Genomic DNA, 17,919 nt, shown 5'->3' on the forward strand with positions numbered 1-17,919 from the left:
AATTCTACGCTGAAAGCGCCTTATTGAACCAGCAAACCTGACAATGATTATGGACATAACTGTCCATAATGTGCACCCTGCGCGAAGATGCAAGATTCGAAGGGCGCAATATGAAATCGACATATCGAGCAGTTGTCATAGGTGGTGGCGTTGTTGGGGCTTCTGTACTTTACCACCTCGCAAAGTTTGGCTGGTCAGATGTGGTATTGGTTGAACGCGCCGAGCTAACCGCAGGATCAACGTGGCACGCGGCGGCCGGGTTTCACACACTGAATGGCGACCCGAATGTCGCCGCCCTTCAGGACTATACCATCAATCTGTACAAAGAGATCGAAGCCGAAAGCGGTCAGGACGTCGGGCTACACATGACAGGTGGCGTGAACATCGCGACAAATCCCAGCCGCTGGGAACAGCTCAGGGCAAGCTGGGCCACCTTCCAGGCAATTGGTGTTGAGACCGCAAAATTGATGGGCTCCGAAGAAATCCGTGAGATCACCGGCGGTGTGATCAAAACGGATGATATTCTGGGCGGCCTGTACGATTCCAACGAAGGCTACCTTGATCCTTACGGCGCGACCCATGCCTACGCAGGGGCTGCCAAAAAACGCGGCGCGGATGTCATTCTGCGCAACCGCGTTCTTGAGCTCAACCAGCGCGGCGATGGAAGCTGGGACGTCATCACCGAACAAGGCACCATACACACCGAACATGTTGTGAATGCAGGCGGGCTTTGGGCCAAGCAATGCGGGTTGATGGCGGGGGTAGATCTGCCGATGACTCCGATGGAGCATCACTACCTGATCACAGACACGGTTGAAGGCCTTAAAAACCTGCCCGGCGAATTGCCTATTGTCGCTGATCTGGACGGGTTCAGCTATACCCGTCAGGAACGGGACGGGCTGCTGTTGGGCCTGTATGAGCGCAATCCCAAGCACTGGCAGATGGATGGCGCGCCTTGGGACTACGGCATGGACCTTATTCCCGAAAACATCGACCGGATCAGCGAAGAACTGGCGATCGGGTTCGAGCGTTTTCCCGAACTTGAGAACGTCGGCATCCGCAAATGGGTCAACGGTGCGTTCACTTTTGCGCCTGACGGCAACCCGCTTGTCGGGCCGGTTGGGCCGCGCGGGTATTGGGTGGCTTGCGGCGTGATGGCCGGTTTCAGTCAAGGCGGCGGTGTCGGCAAATCCTTGGCCGAATGGATAATCCACGGTGCGCCAGAGGCCGATATTTTCGGCATGGATGTGGCACGTTTCGGGTTGCACCAATCCAACAAGGAATACATCCGCCAGACAACGGCGCAATTCTACGCGCGCCGCTTTGTGATGACTTACCCTAATGAGCAACTTCCCGCGGGGCGCACTCTTAAGACAGCGGGCGCGTTCAATGATATGGACGCCGCACATGCGCGCTGGGGCAATGTTTGGGGGCTCGAAGTGCCGCTCTACTTTGCACCGGATGCCGATTTTTCGGAGCCGGGCACGTTGCGCCGAACTGCAGCCTTCCCGATTGTTGCCGATGAGTGTGCCGCCGTGCAAGATGCTGCGGGTCTCTTGGATATCTCAGGCTTTTCACGCTACCGGATCACGGGTGCTGGGGCCGAAGCGTGGTTGGACACCTTGCTGGCATGCAAGCTTCCCGCACCAGGCAAAGTCAAACTGGCCCCGATGTTGGCCGAAGATGGACGCCTTAAGGGCGACCTGACCTGTTTCAACTGGGGCGATGGCAGCTATTGGCTGATGGGCAGTTTCTATCTGCGCGAATTCCACATGCGGTGGTTCCGCGACCACATGGGGCCTGACGTTCAGATCGAAGACATTTCAGAGGTTATGAACGGATTCTCGGTCAACGGGCCAAATGCGCGCAAGATCCTTGAGCAGATCAGCGACACCGACCTGTCTGGCTTGAAGATGATGAATTGCATGACGGCTGATCTTGGCCTGCACCGTGTGCGCATCGCCCGCCTGTCCCTGTCAGGGGAAATGGCGTTCGAGATAAATTGTAACGCCAGTGAACATGCGCAATTGCGTAAACTGTTGCTACAGGCGGGGACTGACTTTGGCCTCAAAGAGGTTGGGTTTAACGCCATGCTGTCGATGCGTCTTGAGAAAAGCATCGGCATCTGGAGCGCCGAATTCACCCAAGGATACACGCCTGCAATGACCGGTTTGGATCGCTGGATCGCGTGGGACAAGGGCGACTTTATCGGGAAGGAAGCCGCCGCGTCCGCCCCCGCTCCTGCTCAAATTTTGACAATTCTGGAGATTGAAGTGGATGCCGCTGACAGCACAGGCTTCGAGCCTGTTTGGAGCGACGGCAAGATTGTCGGCATGACCACATCAGGCGGGTACGGCCACCGGTTGCAACGCAGCTTTGCGCTCGCACTGGTGGACCGCAATCTGACAACCGTCGGGACACCCCTATCCGTTCATGTGATGGGTGAAGAGCGTCCTGCCAAAGTCATCGAGATGTCGCCCTATGACCCAAGCGGTAAAAGGATGAGGATGTAATCATGGTAGAAATAGAAGCCAAAGGTCGTCGTGGCGGGGGCCGTCGCAGACGCGACAATGCCGCGACAAATACAGTTGCACGCCAACCGAACTATCGCCAACTTCGCCATCCCTTTTCGCCACAAACCGTATTCTCCGAGGATGAGGTTCAGTCGATCCACAACACCGCATTGCGCGTCATTGAAGAGCTTGGCATCAAGGTTCTGCTACCAGAAGCACGCGAAATATTTGCGAAAGCAGGCGCGCGCGTGGACGACGACGAAATGGTCTTTATCGGGCGTGATGTTGTTGAGGCAGCGATTGAAAGCGCCCCCAGTTCCATCCCCCTTCGCTCAATCAATCCAGCGCGCCAGCAGATCTACGAAAACGGTGCGATGCTGTTCATGGCAGGTGCGGGTTGTCCGAACGCCACCGATTTTGAGCGCGGCCGCCGCGCCGGCGACTTGGGGGCTTATGAGGAAACCATAAAGCTGGCCCAACATTTCGACGTTCTGCACATGTTTGGCCCCGCAGTTGAGCCGCAAAATGTGGCAGCACACCTGCGCCACTACGATATGATGCGCGCGCAGATGGAATTCGGTGATAAGCCGATGTTCGTATATTCGCGTGGCCGTGCTCAGGTTCAACAGAGCTTTGAGATGATCCAGATTGCACAGAATTTGTCGAGCGATGATTTTGCAGAGGGTGTCTGGGCGTCGTCCGTCATCAACTCCAATTCGCCGCGCATGTTGGACAACCCAATGGCGCAAGGGCTGATCGACTTCGCACGTGCAGGCCAGATGACAATCATCACACCCTTCTGTCTGGCGGGCGCAATGGCTCCGGTCACCGTCGCGGGTGCGCTGACATTACAGCATGCCGAAGCGATGGCAGGTATCACATTGGCCCAACTGGCCAAAAGCGGGGCGCCCATCAGCTATGGCGGGTTCAGTTCCAACGTCGATATGAAATCAGGCTCACCTGCTTTTGGCACGCCCGAACACATCAAAATGCAGATTGGCGCAGGCCAGTTGGCACGCCATATCAACTTGCCTTGGCGTTCTGCGTCGGGGGCGGCGTCCAACACGCCTGACATGCAGGCGGCGACGGAAACTAATATGTCCTTGTGGGGCGCTGCAAATGCGAATGCCACCTTGACCGTACATTCGGCCGGATGGCTCGAAGGCGGGTTAAGCTTTGGGTATGAGAAATTCATCAACGACATTGAAGCGCTGCAAACGCTGGCTGAAATGTGCACTAAGCCAAGCGGTAGCGACGCTGAAATCGGCTGGGATGCGCTGGCCGATGTACAGCCAGGCGGCCACTTCTTTGCTACGCAACACACAATGGATCGTTACCAGACCGCGTTTTATTCTCCCTTGGTCGCGGATCTTCAGAACTTTGGCGCGTGGGAAGATGCAGGCAGTCAGACGTCTGCGCAACGCGCAACAGGGATATGGAAACAAATCCTTGCCGAGTTCACACCCGCCCCGACGGGAGCAGAAGCGAAGGAGCGCTTGATGCCCTATATTGAGAAGAAAACCGCTGAAGGAGGGGCCGCCTTGCTTGATTAGGCAATCCCGGTATTTCGTACCTCCCATAACAAGTAGAACACATGATGACTTCGGAATTTGATGTTTTCAAAGACGACCGAAAGTCGACCTATCTAAATTCCGAAGGGTCGGACAAACCATTGATCAGCCCGGTCAGCGATGCAGTGCTTGACCGCGCGCGACGCTATCGTCTTTCCCGTTTGAGAGAACAGATACAGCACTACGATATCGCAGCACTCCTCCTGTATGATCCCGTCAACATCCGCTACGCGTACGATTGCTCGAACATGCAGGTCTGGACCCTGCACAATCCCATTCGGTATGCGTTGATCCTGAATGATGGACCCGCTGTTATGTTTGAATTTGCGGGGTGCGAACACGTCAACAAAGAGCTGCCGGGCATCGATGAAATACGGGTGGCCACAAGCTGGATGTACCTAACCAAAGGCGACAAGGTCGATCTGTCCGTTGCCAACTGGGCCAATGAAATCAGCGATTTGGTACGCACCTATGGTGGTGGAAATCTGCGCATTGCGGCAGACAGGTTGGACGGTGTCGGTGTAAATGCACTTGAGGCTTGTGGATTGTCCTGCCTTCCCGGTGATGCGCTGACCGAACAGGCGCGCGCGATCAAGTCCCCCGACGAAATTGAATTGATGCGCTGGACCATTCGCGTCTGTGAAGTCGGAATGGCGCGGATTTACGAACATTCGCAACCCGGTGTCACAGAACGAGAGCTCTGGGCGCATCTTCACTTTGAAAACGCGCGATCAGGTGGCGATTGGCTTGAGACCAAGCTTTTGACATGCGGGCCGAACACAAATCCTTGGTATAAGGAATGTAGCGACCGCATGTGCCAAGCAGGTGAAATGATCTCTTTCGACACCGATATGATCGGCCCCTACGGCTATTGCGCCGACCTTTCGCGGAGTTGGACATGCGGATACACGGAATTTTCGGACATACAGAAAAAGATCTACGGCCGGGCGTTGGACCAGATAAATCACAACTTGGATCTACTGAAACCTGGCCTTGCCTTTAAAGAATTCAATGAGGGAAGCTGGCGGATTCCAGATGAAAACGTCGCGTATCGGTATTCTCTTGCCCTGCACGGCGTTGGGCTTGCTGACGAATGGCCTGCCTTGTGGTTGCACATCGATTGGCAAGACGATCAAACGACAAGCGGTGCCTTTGAACCCGGCATGGTCGTTTGCGTGGAAAGCCTGATGGCGGAAAGTGGCAGCGAAAGCGTCAAACTGGAAACTCAGGTCTTGATAACCGCGCACGGTGCCGAACGATTGGACAGCTTTCCGTGGGAAAATCCGAGCGCGTGATCCGAGATGAAAATTCAGACACTGCATATTGTTCCCGCGTCGCGCGACGGATGTCCTTAACAACCTTCTCACCGTGGCTTCGCTTGGTACCGGGTTTCTGTCTCATCTCCACACCTTTGTGGTTACGATGTGTCAGAAAACCTCCCTTATTAGAGCGTCTTGCGCCTGATTGGATTCGGGATTCACATTTGGTGTTAACCGTGATTCCTTGTTTTCAAACAACAAGGGCGGTTTTGAGCTACCCCCCGAAATTTGGACACTGACGTAAGCTATGATTTGCTGTCTGCTGATCTCCGACGAAGAGGAGATCAGAGATGTCGAAACGGAAGAACCACAGCGCTGAGTTCAAGGCGAAAGTTGCGCTTGAAGCTTTGAAGGGGGAACGCACTGTTGCTGAGCTGTCGAGCCAGTTTGGCGTCCATCCCACGATGATCCACAGTTGGAAGCGGGCGCTGAGCAAGGGGGACGTGATCATCCTGGACAACCTTTCCAGCCACAAAAGTGCGCGGGCCGCCGAAATGTTGCGCGATGTCGGTGCGTGGTTCTTGTTCTTGCCGCCATACTCGCCCGATCTCAACCCCATAGAGATGGCTTTCTCAAAGCTCAAAACGCTGATCCGAAAAGCCGCAGCAAGAACATATGACGCGTTATGGAACGCGGTCGGTCAAGTGTGCGATCTCTTCACGGACGAAGAATGCTTCAACTTCTTCAAAGCCGCAGGATATGAAACCAATTAAACGCAAAACGCTCTAAAAGTCGGATGCTTTAGGCTCAGGCCCAAAATTCTGCAACACATATGCATTACGCAGAGGGCAGCGTCTGAGCCGAGGGGTGGGCGCTGCCCGGCGGGGCCGCCGGGCGGGAAGGGGGGGGCAGGGTGATACAGAATTACAGGCCGAAGCTATAGACCACCGGTATTCAGGCCGCGTGCGAGGCCCGGCCCGGCAGGCGCACCCGGAAACAGGCCCCGCCCTGCTCCGGCACATAGACCAGCGCGCCCCCCAGGCGCCCCATGATCTCGCGGCTGATCGCCAGGCCCAGACCGGCGCCGGGGGCCTCGCGCGCGGTATCGGCGCGGGCGAATTTCTCGAAAATCAGCGATTGCTGGCGCGGGGCCACGCCGCTGCCATTATCGGCAAATTCCACCTCTGCATATCCCGGCAGACGGTGAACCGTGATGGTCAGTTCGGGCGCATCCGCGTCGCAGTATTTCTGCACATTCGAGATCAGGTTGATGAACACCTGCGCCAACCGGTCCGCATCGGTCCAGAGCGGCACGTTCTCCTGATCCGGGTCGCGGCGGATGCTCAGCCCCGCGCCTTCCTTCAGGGCACTGGTCGCATTGATCGCCCGGTCCAGCACATCGCAGAGCACCGCCTCGCCCTCGTTCAGTGTCACCTGCCCGTCTTCCAGCACCGCCAGATCCAGCAGATCATCCAAAAGCCGGGTCAGCCGCAGGCTTTCATCATGGATGATCCGGCTGAACCTTGTGCGCCCCTCCGCATCCAGATCGCGGTTCTGCATCAGAATTTCCGAAAATGCCCGGATCGAGGTCATCGGGGTGCGCAATTCATGGCTGATCTGGCTGAGGAACGCGTCTTTCTGCACCGACAATTCGGTCAGTTTCTGGTTCGCTTCGCGCAGGCGGGCGGCGGTGCGGGCCAGTTCGGTCGATTTCGCCTCCAACTGGCTGGAATATTCCATCATCTGCGCGGTTTCATCGGCCACGGCCAGCAGGTCGCGCACCGAAACACTGGCCCCGCCGGTGATCTGGCCTACCATCGCATTGGCCGTGGCCGCCCCCACAGAGCCCGCCAGTTCCCGTTCCAGATGTTCCAGAAAATCGGGCGTCGGTTCAGGCAATTGCGCCTCACGCCCCTGTGCGGCGGCGGCTTCGCGGAACAGGCGCGCCGCACGGCCCGCGCCCAATATCCGCTGCGCCATGATCAGCAGATCATCCGCCGTGCCCGCGCTGCCCTTCCAGGCCAGAGGCGTGCGCGAATGTTCATACACATTCACGAATTGTGCGCCCATCAGCCGTTCCATCGGGCTGGGAAAGGTGAAGAGCGATACCAGCACAAAGGCAATCGTATTGACCCCAAGCGACAGCACCATCGCGGTCAGCAGCGGGTCGGCCCCGTTGAGCCCCAAAGGGGTTTCGGGGCGTAGCCAGCCAATGCCGAACGGCCCGTTTTCCAGCAGCCCCTGCATCAGCCCGGCGGTGGCCGCATTGGGCATCAGCAACACCCAGCCCCAGATCAGAAACCCCAGCCCGATGCCCGTCGCCGCCCCCGGGCGCGTTGCCCCGCGCCAGAAAATACCGCCCAGAAGCGCCGGCAACACCTGTGCCACCCCCAGAAAGGCGATCAACCCGATCGAGGCCAGCGCCTCGGTTCCGCCGGACAGCCGGTAATAGATAAGCCCAAGGGTCAGTACGCCGGCAATGCTCAACCGTCGCGCCATCAGCGCCACGCGCCGCATATCGCCGGTCATCGGGTTTTCCCCCTTGGTGGCCCGCATCCAGAGCGGCACGATGATATGGTTCGAGACCATGGTGCTGAGCGCCAGCGCCGCGATGATCACCATCGAGGTGGCCGCCGAAAACCCGCCGAGGAATGCCAGCAGCGCCAGCCCCTCCTGCCCCAGTTCCAAAGGCAGGGTCAGCATGAACAGATCCGGGTTCGCGCCTGCGGGCATCATCTGCAAGCCCACCACCGCGATCGGGATCACAAACAGGCTCATCAACAGCAGATAAAGCGGGAATGCCCAACTGGCGGTCGCCAGATGCCGTTCATCGGCATTTTCCACCACCATCACCTGAAACATCCGCGGCAGGCACAGGATTGCCGCCCCGCTCAACACGGTCAGCCCGACCCATCTGGCGCCATTCGATGTCCAGACCGCCATCGGGCTGTCTTCCAGCCTGACCAGAATATCGCCGGGCCCATCCGCCAGCCCCCAGACGACAAAGGCGCCCACAGCCAGAAGCGCGCAGAGTTTCACAATCGCCTCAAGCGCGATGGCCGAGACCAGACCGGGGTGGCGTTCATTGACATCCAGTGATCTGGTGCCGAACACAATTGTGAACAGCGCCAGCCCGCCCGCCACCCAGATCACCGTGCTGCCTGCATCAGGCGCGGCCAGCGGGCCGGAGCGTGCGAAAACCGAAAAGGACAGGGTGACCGATTGCAGTTGCAGCGCGATATAGGGGGTTGTTCCGATAACGGCGAGCACTGTGACCAGCGCCGCCAGCCCACCGGATTTCCCATAACGGCTTGAAATCATGTCAGCAATCGAAGTGATCCGCTGCGCGCGCCCGATCCGCACCATTTTTCTGAGCAACCAGAACCAGCCGATGAACACCAGTGTCGGCCCCAGATAGATGGTCAGAAACTCCAGGCCTGAGCGTGCCGCCGACCCCACCGCGCCATAAAACGTCCAGGCGGTGGTGTAGATCGACAGGCTCAACGTATAGACAAGCGGAGAGCTTAACCACCGCGCCTTGCCTTCCGCCGCGCGTTTTTCTGCCAGAAAAGCCACCCAGAACAGACATGCGACATAGACCACGCAGACCGCGACCAGCCCGTTAAACGACAGCATCCTAACGCCCGCCCGGCAGGTCCGGGTCGCGCGGCGTGTTGCGCTCCAGCGCGGCGGCCAGCATGGCGGTCACTATGATCAGGGCCAGCCAGACCCCCAGGAAATAGACCAGCCAGCCAGCGGTCGCGCCGCCTTCACCGCTATCCCCGGTCAGAATGAAAACCGGCCCGAAAAACAGAAACATCCCCAGCACCGGCAGCAGTTTGGCCGCATCCTGCAACCGGTTGCGCCGATAGGTCCGGCGTTCAAGAAATACACGTCTGGCCATGGTTTTCCCTGAGCCTTTGGGCGTGTATCTGCTTTTCCGGGTCATGACTGTCGATCCGACGGCCCTGCCCCGTTCATCCCTGAGCCATTCAGACTGCCGGGCCCGGCCACATGGCGCAAGGTCTCTATCATTTCGTCATTGGAAAACGGCTTGGTCAGATAGGCATTGGCCCCCAGGGCCAGCGCCATGTCACGATCCTTGGCCTGGCCCTTGGCGGTCAGCATCAGCACCGGCAAATGCACGGTTTCCGCCGTGTTGCGCAGATCGCGCAGAATATCGAGACCGGACCGCCCGGGCAGCATCACATCCAGCACCACCACATCGGGCGTCAGCCGCGCCACCGCATCAACCGCGGTTGCACCATTGCCATGGCCATGCACCTCCCACCCGTCGCGGGACAGGATAAAACTGATAGCTTCCAGAATGTTGGTCTCATCTTCGACCAGCAGAACCCGTGCGCCCAAACCGTTCTCCTCCGATGGTCAGGCCCCTGACTGTTTCAACTCTGCCCGTATTCCGTGCAATGTCAAACGCCTGTTGGTGCGGGTATTTCCGCATCCCTGCTTTCGCGGCTGTGAAGCAGGAAGCAAAACACCGGCCCAATATCCTACAAAATCCCACAACGCGCCTGCCCTCTGCGCAATGTATATGTGGTGCAGAATTTTGGTCTGGCATGCGAAGCTAAAACCAAACCCCGTTACCCGATCAGGCTGTCCATCCGGCGCGCGGCGCAGCCATCGCGGGGGCAGACGGCACAGCCCGGGCCAACCGGGTGACCCGCCGCCGCACGGTCATCACCCTCGTCAAGCGGACGCAGCAGCATCGTGGCGTGCATCACCGGTTCCACACCGAACCCTGCGGGTTTCATCGGCTGGCAGACCGCCCAGGCCTGAAACCGGGCGCCATTGGGCAGGTCCAGCACCGTGGTTTCCGGCACCATCGGCCGGCTGAGCACATGGTATAGCGGCCAGAGCGGGCACCCGGCCCCGAAACGCGGGATCGAGAAAGCGTTGATCCGGCGGCGAAAGATCAGCGCGCCAGCCATATCGCATATGGCCAGCCCAAGCGGCGGCGCGCCTGTGCCCCCCGGCAGGGTCGCCAGCCGCCGCAACACCAGGGCCACATCCCCGCCAGCCAGCGGCAGCAACGGCTCCGGTTTGAAATCCGCGTCCCGCGCGGCCTGCAGAAACCGGGTCAGGGGCAGACGTGCCGCATCCTCGGCATAGGCCCGCAGCGAGTGATCCGCCAGAGCATGGGTCGCCGGGTCCTGCATCGCGTCCAGATCGGCCAGAACATCCTCTATGGCGTCCCCTCCCCGTTCTTCAATTCCGGGGAAATGATGATCCGCCGCATCGAACAGCGCCTCCACGGTTTCCTGCGGGGTTGCGGGCGCATCCTGTCGCCTGCCCTGATCCTCGAAATAGGCCAGCATGCCGGTGGCCCGGCCCGACAGACGTTCGGCCTCTTCATGCAGGTTGCGGTGGAACCGGGCCCGCCATTGCGGCTCGATCTCGGGATCGCGCACCAGAATATCGGCGGTGGAGCGGATCGCGGCCACCGTTGACAGCACTTCATGCATTGTCTCGGCCAGCACCGGGTCATGGCTCAACCGGTCATGCAGGCCATCCACCAGCACTTCCAGCCCGGCAATCCGTTTGTGCTGCGCCGCGATCAGGCCGGTCCAGCCGGGGAAGCGACCGGCCAACTCGTCGATCCGGCTGATCTCGGGCCGGGTGCCGAAATGCGACCGGCTGTCCGCCGCAGCACCCTGCAACGCATCGAACAGGGTTGCATCCGCCCCTTCGCTCAGCGCGGCGGGTTCCACCTCCAGCCGTCTGGCCAGATCGACCAGCAGCTTGCCGCCAATCCGGCGCCGGTTATGTTCGATCAGGTTCAGATAGCTGGCCGAGATACCCACGGCGCGGGCCAGTTCGGTTTGTTTGAACCCCATGGCCGTGCGCCGCTCGCGGATACGGCTTCCGGTCAGGGCATGACGACGTTGGGCGGACGCGCGGGGTGTCATGGGGCAAGTTTACAGGAAAACCCCTCTCTATCAACAGGCTGGGGCATGATTGACACCATGTGCTAAGGTGTCGGGCTGAAATCTTGAACACCCCGCACCCTCCCGCCCGGCGGCACCGCCGGGCAGCGCCCGTACCGCCCCCACGGGGCGGGCGCTTCGCTTCCTGCCCCTCGGTACGGGCGCGGCCCTCTGCGCAATGTATATTCGGTGCAGAATTTCACTCCGGCGCTGTATCGCCTCTCGCTGCCTGCTCGAACGCGTTTTCCAACCAATCAGCACAGGGCACAGGATCAGGCGATCACCTCACCGATCAATATCTGGGGTGCGGCGTTGTAGTAATTCGGAATATCCGCAAGCACCGGCTTTGCGGCATCCATTGCCGCCTCCAGCGCCGCCGCATCGGCGAATGTCGCCATATAGACCGCGTGAAATCCCGGTGGCACATCCGGCCCGGCGGCCAGCCCCTTGCTGGCGGTCACAGACTGAATATGCCCGCCCATATATTCATGGGCCATCGGCATATGCGTGTTGGTGTAATACGCGTAATCAAATGTCGTCTAACCCGTGATCGGGTACAGCACGGTCAGGGTCATGGGCATCACAGATATCTCCGGCAGGTGACACAACGAAAATCGCCGCCCCCGAAAGCTCGGGGACGGCGCGTCATTGGTCAATGGCAAAACGCGTCAGTCGCTGAGCGCCTGATCCGTGATCATATGGGTCCAGGCGCCTTCAGGTACGGCCGTGATCACCGGGTCCGAGCCACCGGCCAGAAGGGTTGCCACCGTCCGGTCATAGGCGGCCTCGTCCAGCGCGCCATTCGAGCCTGCGGTCAGCAGCGCCACCTCGCCCATCATCCGGGTCTGATGCTCTTCGGTCTGGGCGCCGGTCTCGTCATAATCGAGCACGATCATCGCCGCCTCGTCAGGATGCGCTTCGGCCCATTTCCACCCCTCCATCGAGGCCCGCACGAAACGCACCATCCGGTCGACAAATTCCGGGTCTTCCAGGTTCTCTTCCAGAACCCACATCCCGTCTTCCAGCGTCGCCACGCCCTGATCTTCGTATTTGAAGGTGATCAGGTCATCGGGGCTGACGCCTGCATCAATCACCTGCCAATACTCATTATAGGTCATGGTCGAGATGCAATCGGCCTGGCGCTGCAACAGCGGGTCCACATTGAAACCCTGCTGCAGAACGGTCACCCCATCCGCGCCACCATCGGTGGAAATGCCCAACTGGCTCATCCAGCTGAGGAACGGGTATTCATTGCCGAAGAACCAGACACCGATGGTGTGACCGGCCAGATCGGCGGGTTCGGCAATGCCGGCATCGGCCCAGCAGGTCAGCATCAGGCCCGACGAGGCGAAGGGCTGCGCGATATTGACCACCGGCAGGCCCCGTTCCCGTGCGGCCAGCGCCGAAGGCATCCAGTTCAGCATCACATCGGCACCGCCACCGGCCAGCACCTGCGGCGGGGCGATATCCGGCCCGCCTGGCTGGATCGTCACATCCAGACCCTCCTCTTCGTAATAGCCGTTTTCAAGCGCCACGTAATAGCCCGCGAACTGCGCCTGCGTGACCCATTGCAACTGTAGCGTCACCTCATCATTGGCATGCGCCACCCCTGCGGCCAGCCCAAGCGCCAGCGCGGATGTCATCAGTGTTTTCATTGTCTTACCTCCAAGTTGGTTCGTTTTGTATCTCTGTTATCTCTGTGACGGGTGCCAGAATGTCAGCTTTTTCTCCGCCAGGGCCATCAGCCCGTAAAACCCCGAACCGGCCAGCGCCGCCACGGTGATTTCCGCCCAGACCATATCCATGGCCAGGCGTCCCACCTCAATCTTAATCCGAAATCCCATCCCCACCGTGGGAGAGCCGAAAAACTCCGCCACAATCGCCCCGATCAGCGCAAGGGTTGTGCAGATTTTCAACCCGTTGAAGATGAAGGGCAATGCGGCGGGCAGGCGCAGTTTGAACAATGTCTGCCAATAGCTGGCCGCATAGGTCCGCATCAGGTCGCGTTGCATCATCTCGGAGGATTTCAACCCCTGCACCGTGTTCACCAGCATCGGGAAGAAGACCATGATCACCACCACGGCGGCCTTCGACTGCCAGCCGAACCCGTACCACATGACCAGAATCGGCGCTGTGCCCACAATCGGCAGGGCCGCGATGAAATTGCCCACGGGCAAAAGCCCCCGTTGCAGGAAATGTGACCGGTCCACGGCCAGGGCCACCGCGAAGGCCGCCGCACAGCCCATCACATAGCCCGACATCGCGCCCTTGACGATGGTCTGAAAAAAGTCGGCCCAAAGCGTATCGGTCGCACCAAGCAATCGCGCCCAGATTGCCGAGGGTGCGGGCAGAATGACCGGTGAGATCCCGTAAAGCCGCACCGCCAGTTCCCAAAGGACCAGCAGGGTCACCCCGAACAGCACCGGCACCAGAAAACCGGCCCCTGCCCCGCGAGCCCCGTTGGACAGCCATATATTCACCCCCCAGGCCGCCAGCCAGACGGTCAGGATCAGCCCCAGACCCTGATTGACAAGAAACCCGGCCAGGATCGCCAGTACCGCGATCACCGGCAGGGCCCGGGGCATGTGCCGGATCGCAGTCATCGCGCGACCCCCATGCGTTTCAGGGTCAGCCGTTCGATCAGGCCCAGACCACCCACCAAGACCGCCGCACAGATCGCCGCCATGAACAGCGCTGACCAGATCTGGATCGTCTGCCCGTAATAGCTGCCGGTCAGCAGGCGTGCACCCAGACCGAACCGCGCGCCGGTGGGCAGTTCGGCCACGATCGCCCCCACCAGCGCCGCCGCAATCGCCACTTTCAGCGAGGTAAACAGAAACGGCACCGAGGCCGGCAGCCGCAGTTTCCAGAAGGTCGCCCCGTTGCCTGCCGAATAGGTGCGCAGCAGGTCCAGATCCATCACCCCCGGGCTGCGCAACCCCTTGACCATGCCGACCACCACGGGAAAGAAGCTCAGATAGGCCGAGATCAGCGATTTCGGCAGCAGCCCTTCGATCCCGATCGAGTTCAGCACCACGATCACCATCGGCGCAATCGCCAGTATCGGAATTGTCTGCGAGGCAATCGCCCAGGGCATCACCGACATGTCCATCGCCCGGTTATGCACGATCCCGACCGCCAGCAGGATGCCAAGCCCGGTGCCGAACAGGAAGCCAAGCAAGGTGGGCGCCAATGTCTGATAGGCATGGAAATAGAGCGAGCGTGGATTGCCCCGCAATTCCCCCCGCCGCTCGCGGAACATCGGCTCCCCCGCTGTGGTGTTCCACAATTCGGCAAAGACCTGATGCGGGGTCGGCAGCACGGGCCGCTCCTGATTCATCGCATCCGCGATCACCTCACCGGTGCTGAGGCTGACCCCCGCCCTTTCCGCCTGGTCCAGTGTCCAGGCGCGGTTCATGCCCACGCTTGCCGCATACCAAAGCGCGAGGATACAGGCGACCACCACCAGCACGGGCACCCCATAGCGGAGCAGCGCCGCCATACTGCGGCCAAGCGCGCCTTTATCGGCCATGGCCGGGCTGGATTGCGCCGCATCGGTCACAACTGCCCCCCGCAAATGGCGCGGGCGCGTACAGGCAATGCCCTGCCATATGCCCGTGTGTCACACCTCATCGGCCCGCCACTCCATCTTCACCTCGCGCACGGTTTCCGGCGGCTCCGGCATGAACCGCTCCACCTCGGTAAACCCTTCGCGAATATAGAATTTCTGCGCCCGCAGATTTGGCTCATGGGTTGTGAGCCAAAGGTATTTCTGCCCCTGTTTCACCCGATCCATCAGCGCCTTGCCGACCCCGCGGCCGCCATGACGGCAGAACAGAGCACCCACACGGAACCCCACCGGATCGAAAGACAAATACGCCTCGATCGGGTCACCCGCGACCCATATTTCCCGGATCGGAAGGGCCTCGCGGATCATGTCTTCCACCACATCCGCAGGATGATCCCGGGGCAACCACTCGGTATCGTCAATCCACCAATTGGCCACTGCGGCGCAGGCCGGGATATCCGCCAGACCGGCGCGCCGGATCGGGAGTGTGTCAGTCATCATAGGCATGCCCGGCCCTGAGCCCTTCGCGCACCCGATGGGCAATCGCCAGAAATTCCGGCGTATCGCGGATATCCAGCGGGCGTTCTTTCGGCAGGGTGCTGTCGATCACATCGGTGATCCGCCCGGGGCGGGGCGACATCACCACGATCTTGGTGGACAGATACACCGCCTCGGGGATCGAATGGGTCACAAAGCCGATGGTCTTTTCGGTCCGCGCCCAAAGCGCCAGCAATTGTTCATTCAGATGGTCGCGCACAATCTCGTCCAGCGCGCCGAAGGGTTCATCCATCAGCAGCAGATCGGCATCAAAAGCCAAGGCCCGCGCAATGCTGGCCCGTTGCTGCATGCCGCCCGAAAGCTGCCAGGGGAATTTCTTGCCGAACCCTTCCAGATCAACCAGTTGCAGAACAGTCTTCACACGCTCGGCCTGCTCCGCCGCGCTGAAGCCCATGATCTCCAAAGGCAGTTTGATATTCTTTTCAATTGTCCGCCAGGGGTAGAGACCGGCGGCCTGAAACACATAGCCATAGGCCCGGTTCTGCCGCGCTTCATCGGGGCTCAACCCGTTGACGGTGATCTCCCCTCCGGTGGGATGTTCCAGCGCCGCGACCACCCTGAGAAACGTGGTTTTCCCGCAGCCGGACGGCCCGATGAAACTGACAAACTCGCCTTTGTTGATCGTCAGGTTCACGTCTTTCAGCGCCTGCACAGGGCCGTCATTGGTCTGGAAGGTCAGATCAAGATTTCGGGCCTCAATCACAGAGGTACGGGCCTCGGGGTCTGACAGGTGATACGCGTCTGCCCCCACCCTCACACCCCGCTCGGAATGTTCATCGGATCGCGCTCGATCTTGCGCGGCGTGGTCAGGGCCTTCCAGCGGCTCAGCGCGGTCGAGGCGCTGGCATATGGCGTGCGCCGCACGAATTTCCCGCGCCCCGGTTGCGGCTGGCTGTTCTGCCCATAGGCCCAGATCACATCGCCCCGCGACAGGGTGTAGCGCGGCTGCGCCGTCACCTCCATCCCCTCGAACACGTTGTAATCAATGATGGATTTCTGCGTGTTGACATGCACCGTCTTGGAGATCGTCGGATCCCAGACCACCACATCCGCATCCGCCCCCGGCACAATCGCGCCTTTCATCGGGTAGATATTCAGGATTTTGGCGATATTCGACGAGGTCACGGCGACAAATTCCTCAGGCGTCAGCCGCCCGGTCTCAACCCCCTTTGTCCACAGCATCGCCATCCGTTCCTCAAGCCCGCCGGTGCCGTTGGGGATGGTGGTGAAATTGTCCAGCCCCATGCGTTTCTGTTCATCGGTGAAGGCTGCATGATCCGTGGCCACAACCTGCAATGAGCCTGCGGACAAACCGGCCCACAGGCTGTTTTGATGGTCTTTCGAGCGGAATGGCGGCGACATCACCCGGCGGGCGGCATATTGCCAGTCCTTGTTGAAATATTCCGTTTCATCCAGCGTCAGATGCTGGATCAGCGGTTCGCCAAACACACGCATGCCTTTCTGCCGCGCCCGGCGGATCGCTTCATGGGCCTGTTCGCAGGACACATGCACGATATAAAGCGGCGTTCCCGCTGCATCGGCAATCATGATTGCGCGGTTCGCGGCTTCCCCCTCCACCTCGGGCGGGCGGGAATAGGCATGGCCTTCAGGGCCGGTCACCCCCTCGGCCATGTATTTGTTCTGCAACTCCTGCACGATATCGCCGTTTTCCGCATGGACCAGCGGCAGCGCCCCCAATTCGGCACAGCGCTTGAAGGAGGCGTACATTTCGTCATCCTCCACCATCAGCGCGCCCTTATAGGCCATGAAATGCTTGAACGTGTTCACGCCCCGCTCTTTAACGACGGCCTCCATCTCGTTGAAAATGGTCTCATTCCATCCGGTGATCGCCATATGGTATGAGATATCGGTGCAGATCTGGTCTTTCGACTTCCGGTCCCAGTCATCCAGCGCGTTCAGCAGGCTGCCATCCTCACCCGGCAGGCAGAAATCAACCAGCATCGTGGTGCCGCCCGCCGCCGCGGCAAAGGTGCCGGATTCAAAGGTTTCCGCCGCCGTGGTGCCCATGAACGGCATTTCCAGATGGGTATGGGGGTCGATCCCCCCGGGGATGACATAGGCGCCCTCGGCGTCGATCACCTCATCGCCGGACAGGTTTTCGCCGATCTCGGCGATGGTCTCCCCCTCGATCAGCACATCGGCCTTCTGCTGACGATCTGCGGTCACCACCGTGCCGCCCTTGATCACCTTGCTCATGTCATCTTTCTCCCCGTTTCAGGTCGGTCTCTCTCAGGCCTGGGTGCAGATCCCGCGCCCCTCGGTGGTCAGCAGCGGGATATAGGTGTCTTCCACCGGGCCGCGATGCAGGAACCAATAGCAATTGTCGTCCTGCAGAACGACATTGGTCAGATCCTGCCCGCGCGGCAGCAGGGCCAGGGTTTCCTCGGAAAATTCCACCGAGGGCGCGTTGGGGTCGGAAGGCGGGGCCGGTTCGCAGGCGGCCAGGACCAGAACCCCACCCAAAACGATAAATTTCTTCAATAT

Annotated in this window: 14 protein-coding genes and 3 pseudogenes; 5 read left to right on the forward strand and 12 right to left on the reverse strand. The window is 60.0% G+C overall.

Annotated features, from left to right (window positions below; all coding sequences use genetic code 11):
• Positions 1–68: 68 nt before the first annotated feature.
• From E2K80_RS09280 to E2K80_RS19570, 5 genes and pseudogenes are all read left to right on the forward strand, one after another.
• The gene (locus E2K80_RS09280) at positions 69–2,513 is read left to right on the forward strand and encodes a GcvT family protein (protein ID WP_238475709.1); all 2,445 of its coding nucleotides are present in this window, start codon (positions 69–71) and stop codon (positions 2,511–2,513) included.
• A gap of 2 nt (positions 2,514–2,515) precedes the next feature.
• Positions 2,516–4,066, forward strand: a complete 1,551-nt coding sequence (locus E2K80_RS09285) for a trimethylamine methyltransferase family protein (RefSeq protein WP_135374757.1) — start codon at positions 2,516–2,518, stop codon at positions 4,064–4,066.
• A 44-nt stretch (positions 4,067–4,110) separates the two neighbouring features.
• Positions 4,111–5,379 (forward strand): M24 family metallopeptidase, encoded by a 1,269-nt coding sequence (locus E2K80_RS09290; RefSeq protein WP_210405453.1) that lies wholly within the window; start codon positions 4,111–4,113, stop codon positions 5,377–5,379.
• A gap of 314 nt (positions 5,380–5,693) precedes the next feature.
• Positions 5,694–5,814 (forward strand): annotated as a pseudogene (locus tag E2K80_RS19295) (transposase); the annotation flags it as partial.
• Between the two features lie 17 nt (positions 5,815–5,831).
• Positions 5,832–6,116 (forward strand): annotated as a pseudogene (locus E2K80_RS19570) (transposase); the annotation flags it as partial.
• Positions 6,117–6,297: 181 nt separating this feature from the next.
• Here the strand turns inward: E2K80_RS19570 and E2K80_RS09300 are convergent.
• The 12 genes and pseudogenes from E2K80_RS09300 to E2K80_RS09355 form a co-directional block, all read right to left on the reverse strand.
• Positions 6,298–8,979 carry an ATP-binding protein gene (locus E2K80_RS09300; protein WP_135374760.1) on the reverse strand — a complete coding sequence of 894 codons (2,682 nt, stop codon included), beginning with the start codon at positions 8,977–8,979 and terminating at the stop codon, positions 6,298–6,300.
• Between the two features lies 1 nt (position 8,980).
• Positions 8,981–9,247, reverse strand: a complete 267-nt coding sequence (locus E2K80_RS09305; RefSeq protein WP_135374761.1) for a hypothetical protein — start codon at positions 9,245–9,247, stop codon at positions 8,981–8,983.
• Between the two features lie 41 nt (positions 9,248–9,288).
• Complete coding sequence (locus E2K80_RS09310) at positions 9,289–9,711, reverse strand: response regulator transcription factor (protein ID WP_135374762.1); 423 nt, start codon at positions 9,709–9,711, stop codon at positions 9,289–9,291.
• A gap of 233 nt (positions 9,712–9,944) precedes the next feature.
• Positions 9,945–11,270, reverse strand: coding sequence for a helix-turn-helix transcriptional regulator (locus E2K80_RS09315; RefSeq protein WP_135374763.1), 1,326 nt, complete (start codon positions 11,268–11,270; stop codon positions 9,945–9,947).
• Between the two features lie 290 nt (positions 11,271–11,560).
• Positions 11,561–11,812 (reverse strand): annotated as a pseudogene (locus E2K80_RS09320) (EthD family reductase); the annotation flags it as partial.
• A 144-nt stretch (positions 11,813–11,956) separates the two neighbouring features.
• Positions 11,957–12,943: an ABC transporter substrate-binding protein gene (locus E2K80_RS09325; RefSeq protein WP_135374764.1), complete on the reverse strand. Its 987-nt coding sequence runs from the start codon at positions 12,941–12,943 to the stop codon at positions 11,957–11,959.
• Between the two features lie 36 nt (positions 12,944–12,979).
• Complete coding sequence (locus E2K80_RS09330; RefSeq protein WP_135374765.1) at positions 12,980–13,891, reverse strand: ABC transporter permease; 912 nt, start codon at positions 13,889–13,891, stop codon at positions 12,980–12,982.
• Positions 13,888–14,790 (reverse strand): ABC transporter permease, encoded by a 903-nt coding sequence (locus tag E2K80_RS09335; RefSeq protein ID WP_210405473.1) that lies wholly within the window; start codon positions 14,788–14,790, stop codon positions 13,888–13,890. Before E2K80_RS09335 ends, E2K80_RS09330 begins: the two co-directional genes overlap by 4 nt.
• Before the next feature lie 120 nt (positions 14,791–14,910).
• On the reverse strand, positions 14,911–15,354 hold the full coding sequence (locus E2K80_RS09340) for a GNAT family N-acetyltransferase (RefSeq protein ID WP_135374766.1): 444 nt from the start codon (positions 15,352–15,354) through the stop codon (positions 14,911–14,913).
• On the reverse strand, positions 15,347–16,165 hold the full coding sequence (locus tag E2K80_RS09345; RefSeq protein ID WP_238475711.1) for an ABC transporter ATP-binding protein: 819 nt from the start codon (positions 16,163–16,165) through the stop codon (positions 15,347–15,349). The genes E2K80_RS09340 and E2K80_RS09345 overlap by 8 nt, the downstream gene beginning before the upstream one ends.
• A gap of 2 nt (positions 16,166–16,167) precedes the next feature.
• Positions 16,168–17,631 carry a dihydropyrimidinase gene (hydA, locus tag E2K80_RS09350; protein ID WP_135374768.1) on the reverse strand — a complete coding sequence of 488 codons (1,464 nt, stop codon included), beginning with the start codon at positions 17,629–17,631 and terminating at the stop codon, positions 16,168–16,170.
• A gap of 33 nt (positions 17,632–17,664) precedes the next feature.
• The gene (locus E2K80_RS09355) at positions 17,665–17,916 is read right to left on the reverse strand and encodes a hypothetical protein (RefSeq protein ID WP_135374769.1); all 252 of its coding nucleotides are present in this window, start codon (positions 17,914–17,916) and stop codon (positions 17,665–17,667) included.
• Between the last annotated feature and the right edge of the window lie 3 nt (positions 17,917–17,919).

The organism is Rhodophyticola sp. CCM32 (assembly GCF_004751985.1).
In the GTDB taxonomy this organism is placed as follows: Bacteria; Pseudomonadota; Alphaproteobacteria; order Rhodobacterales; family Rhodobacteraceae; genus Rhodophyticola.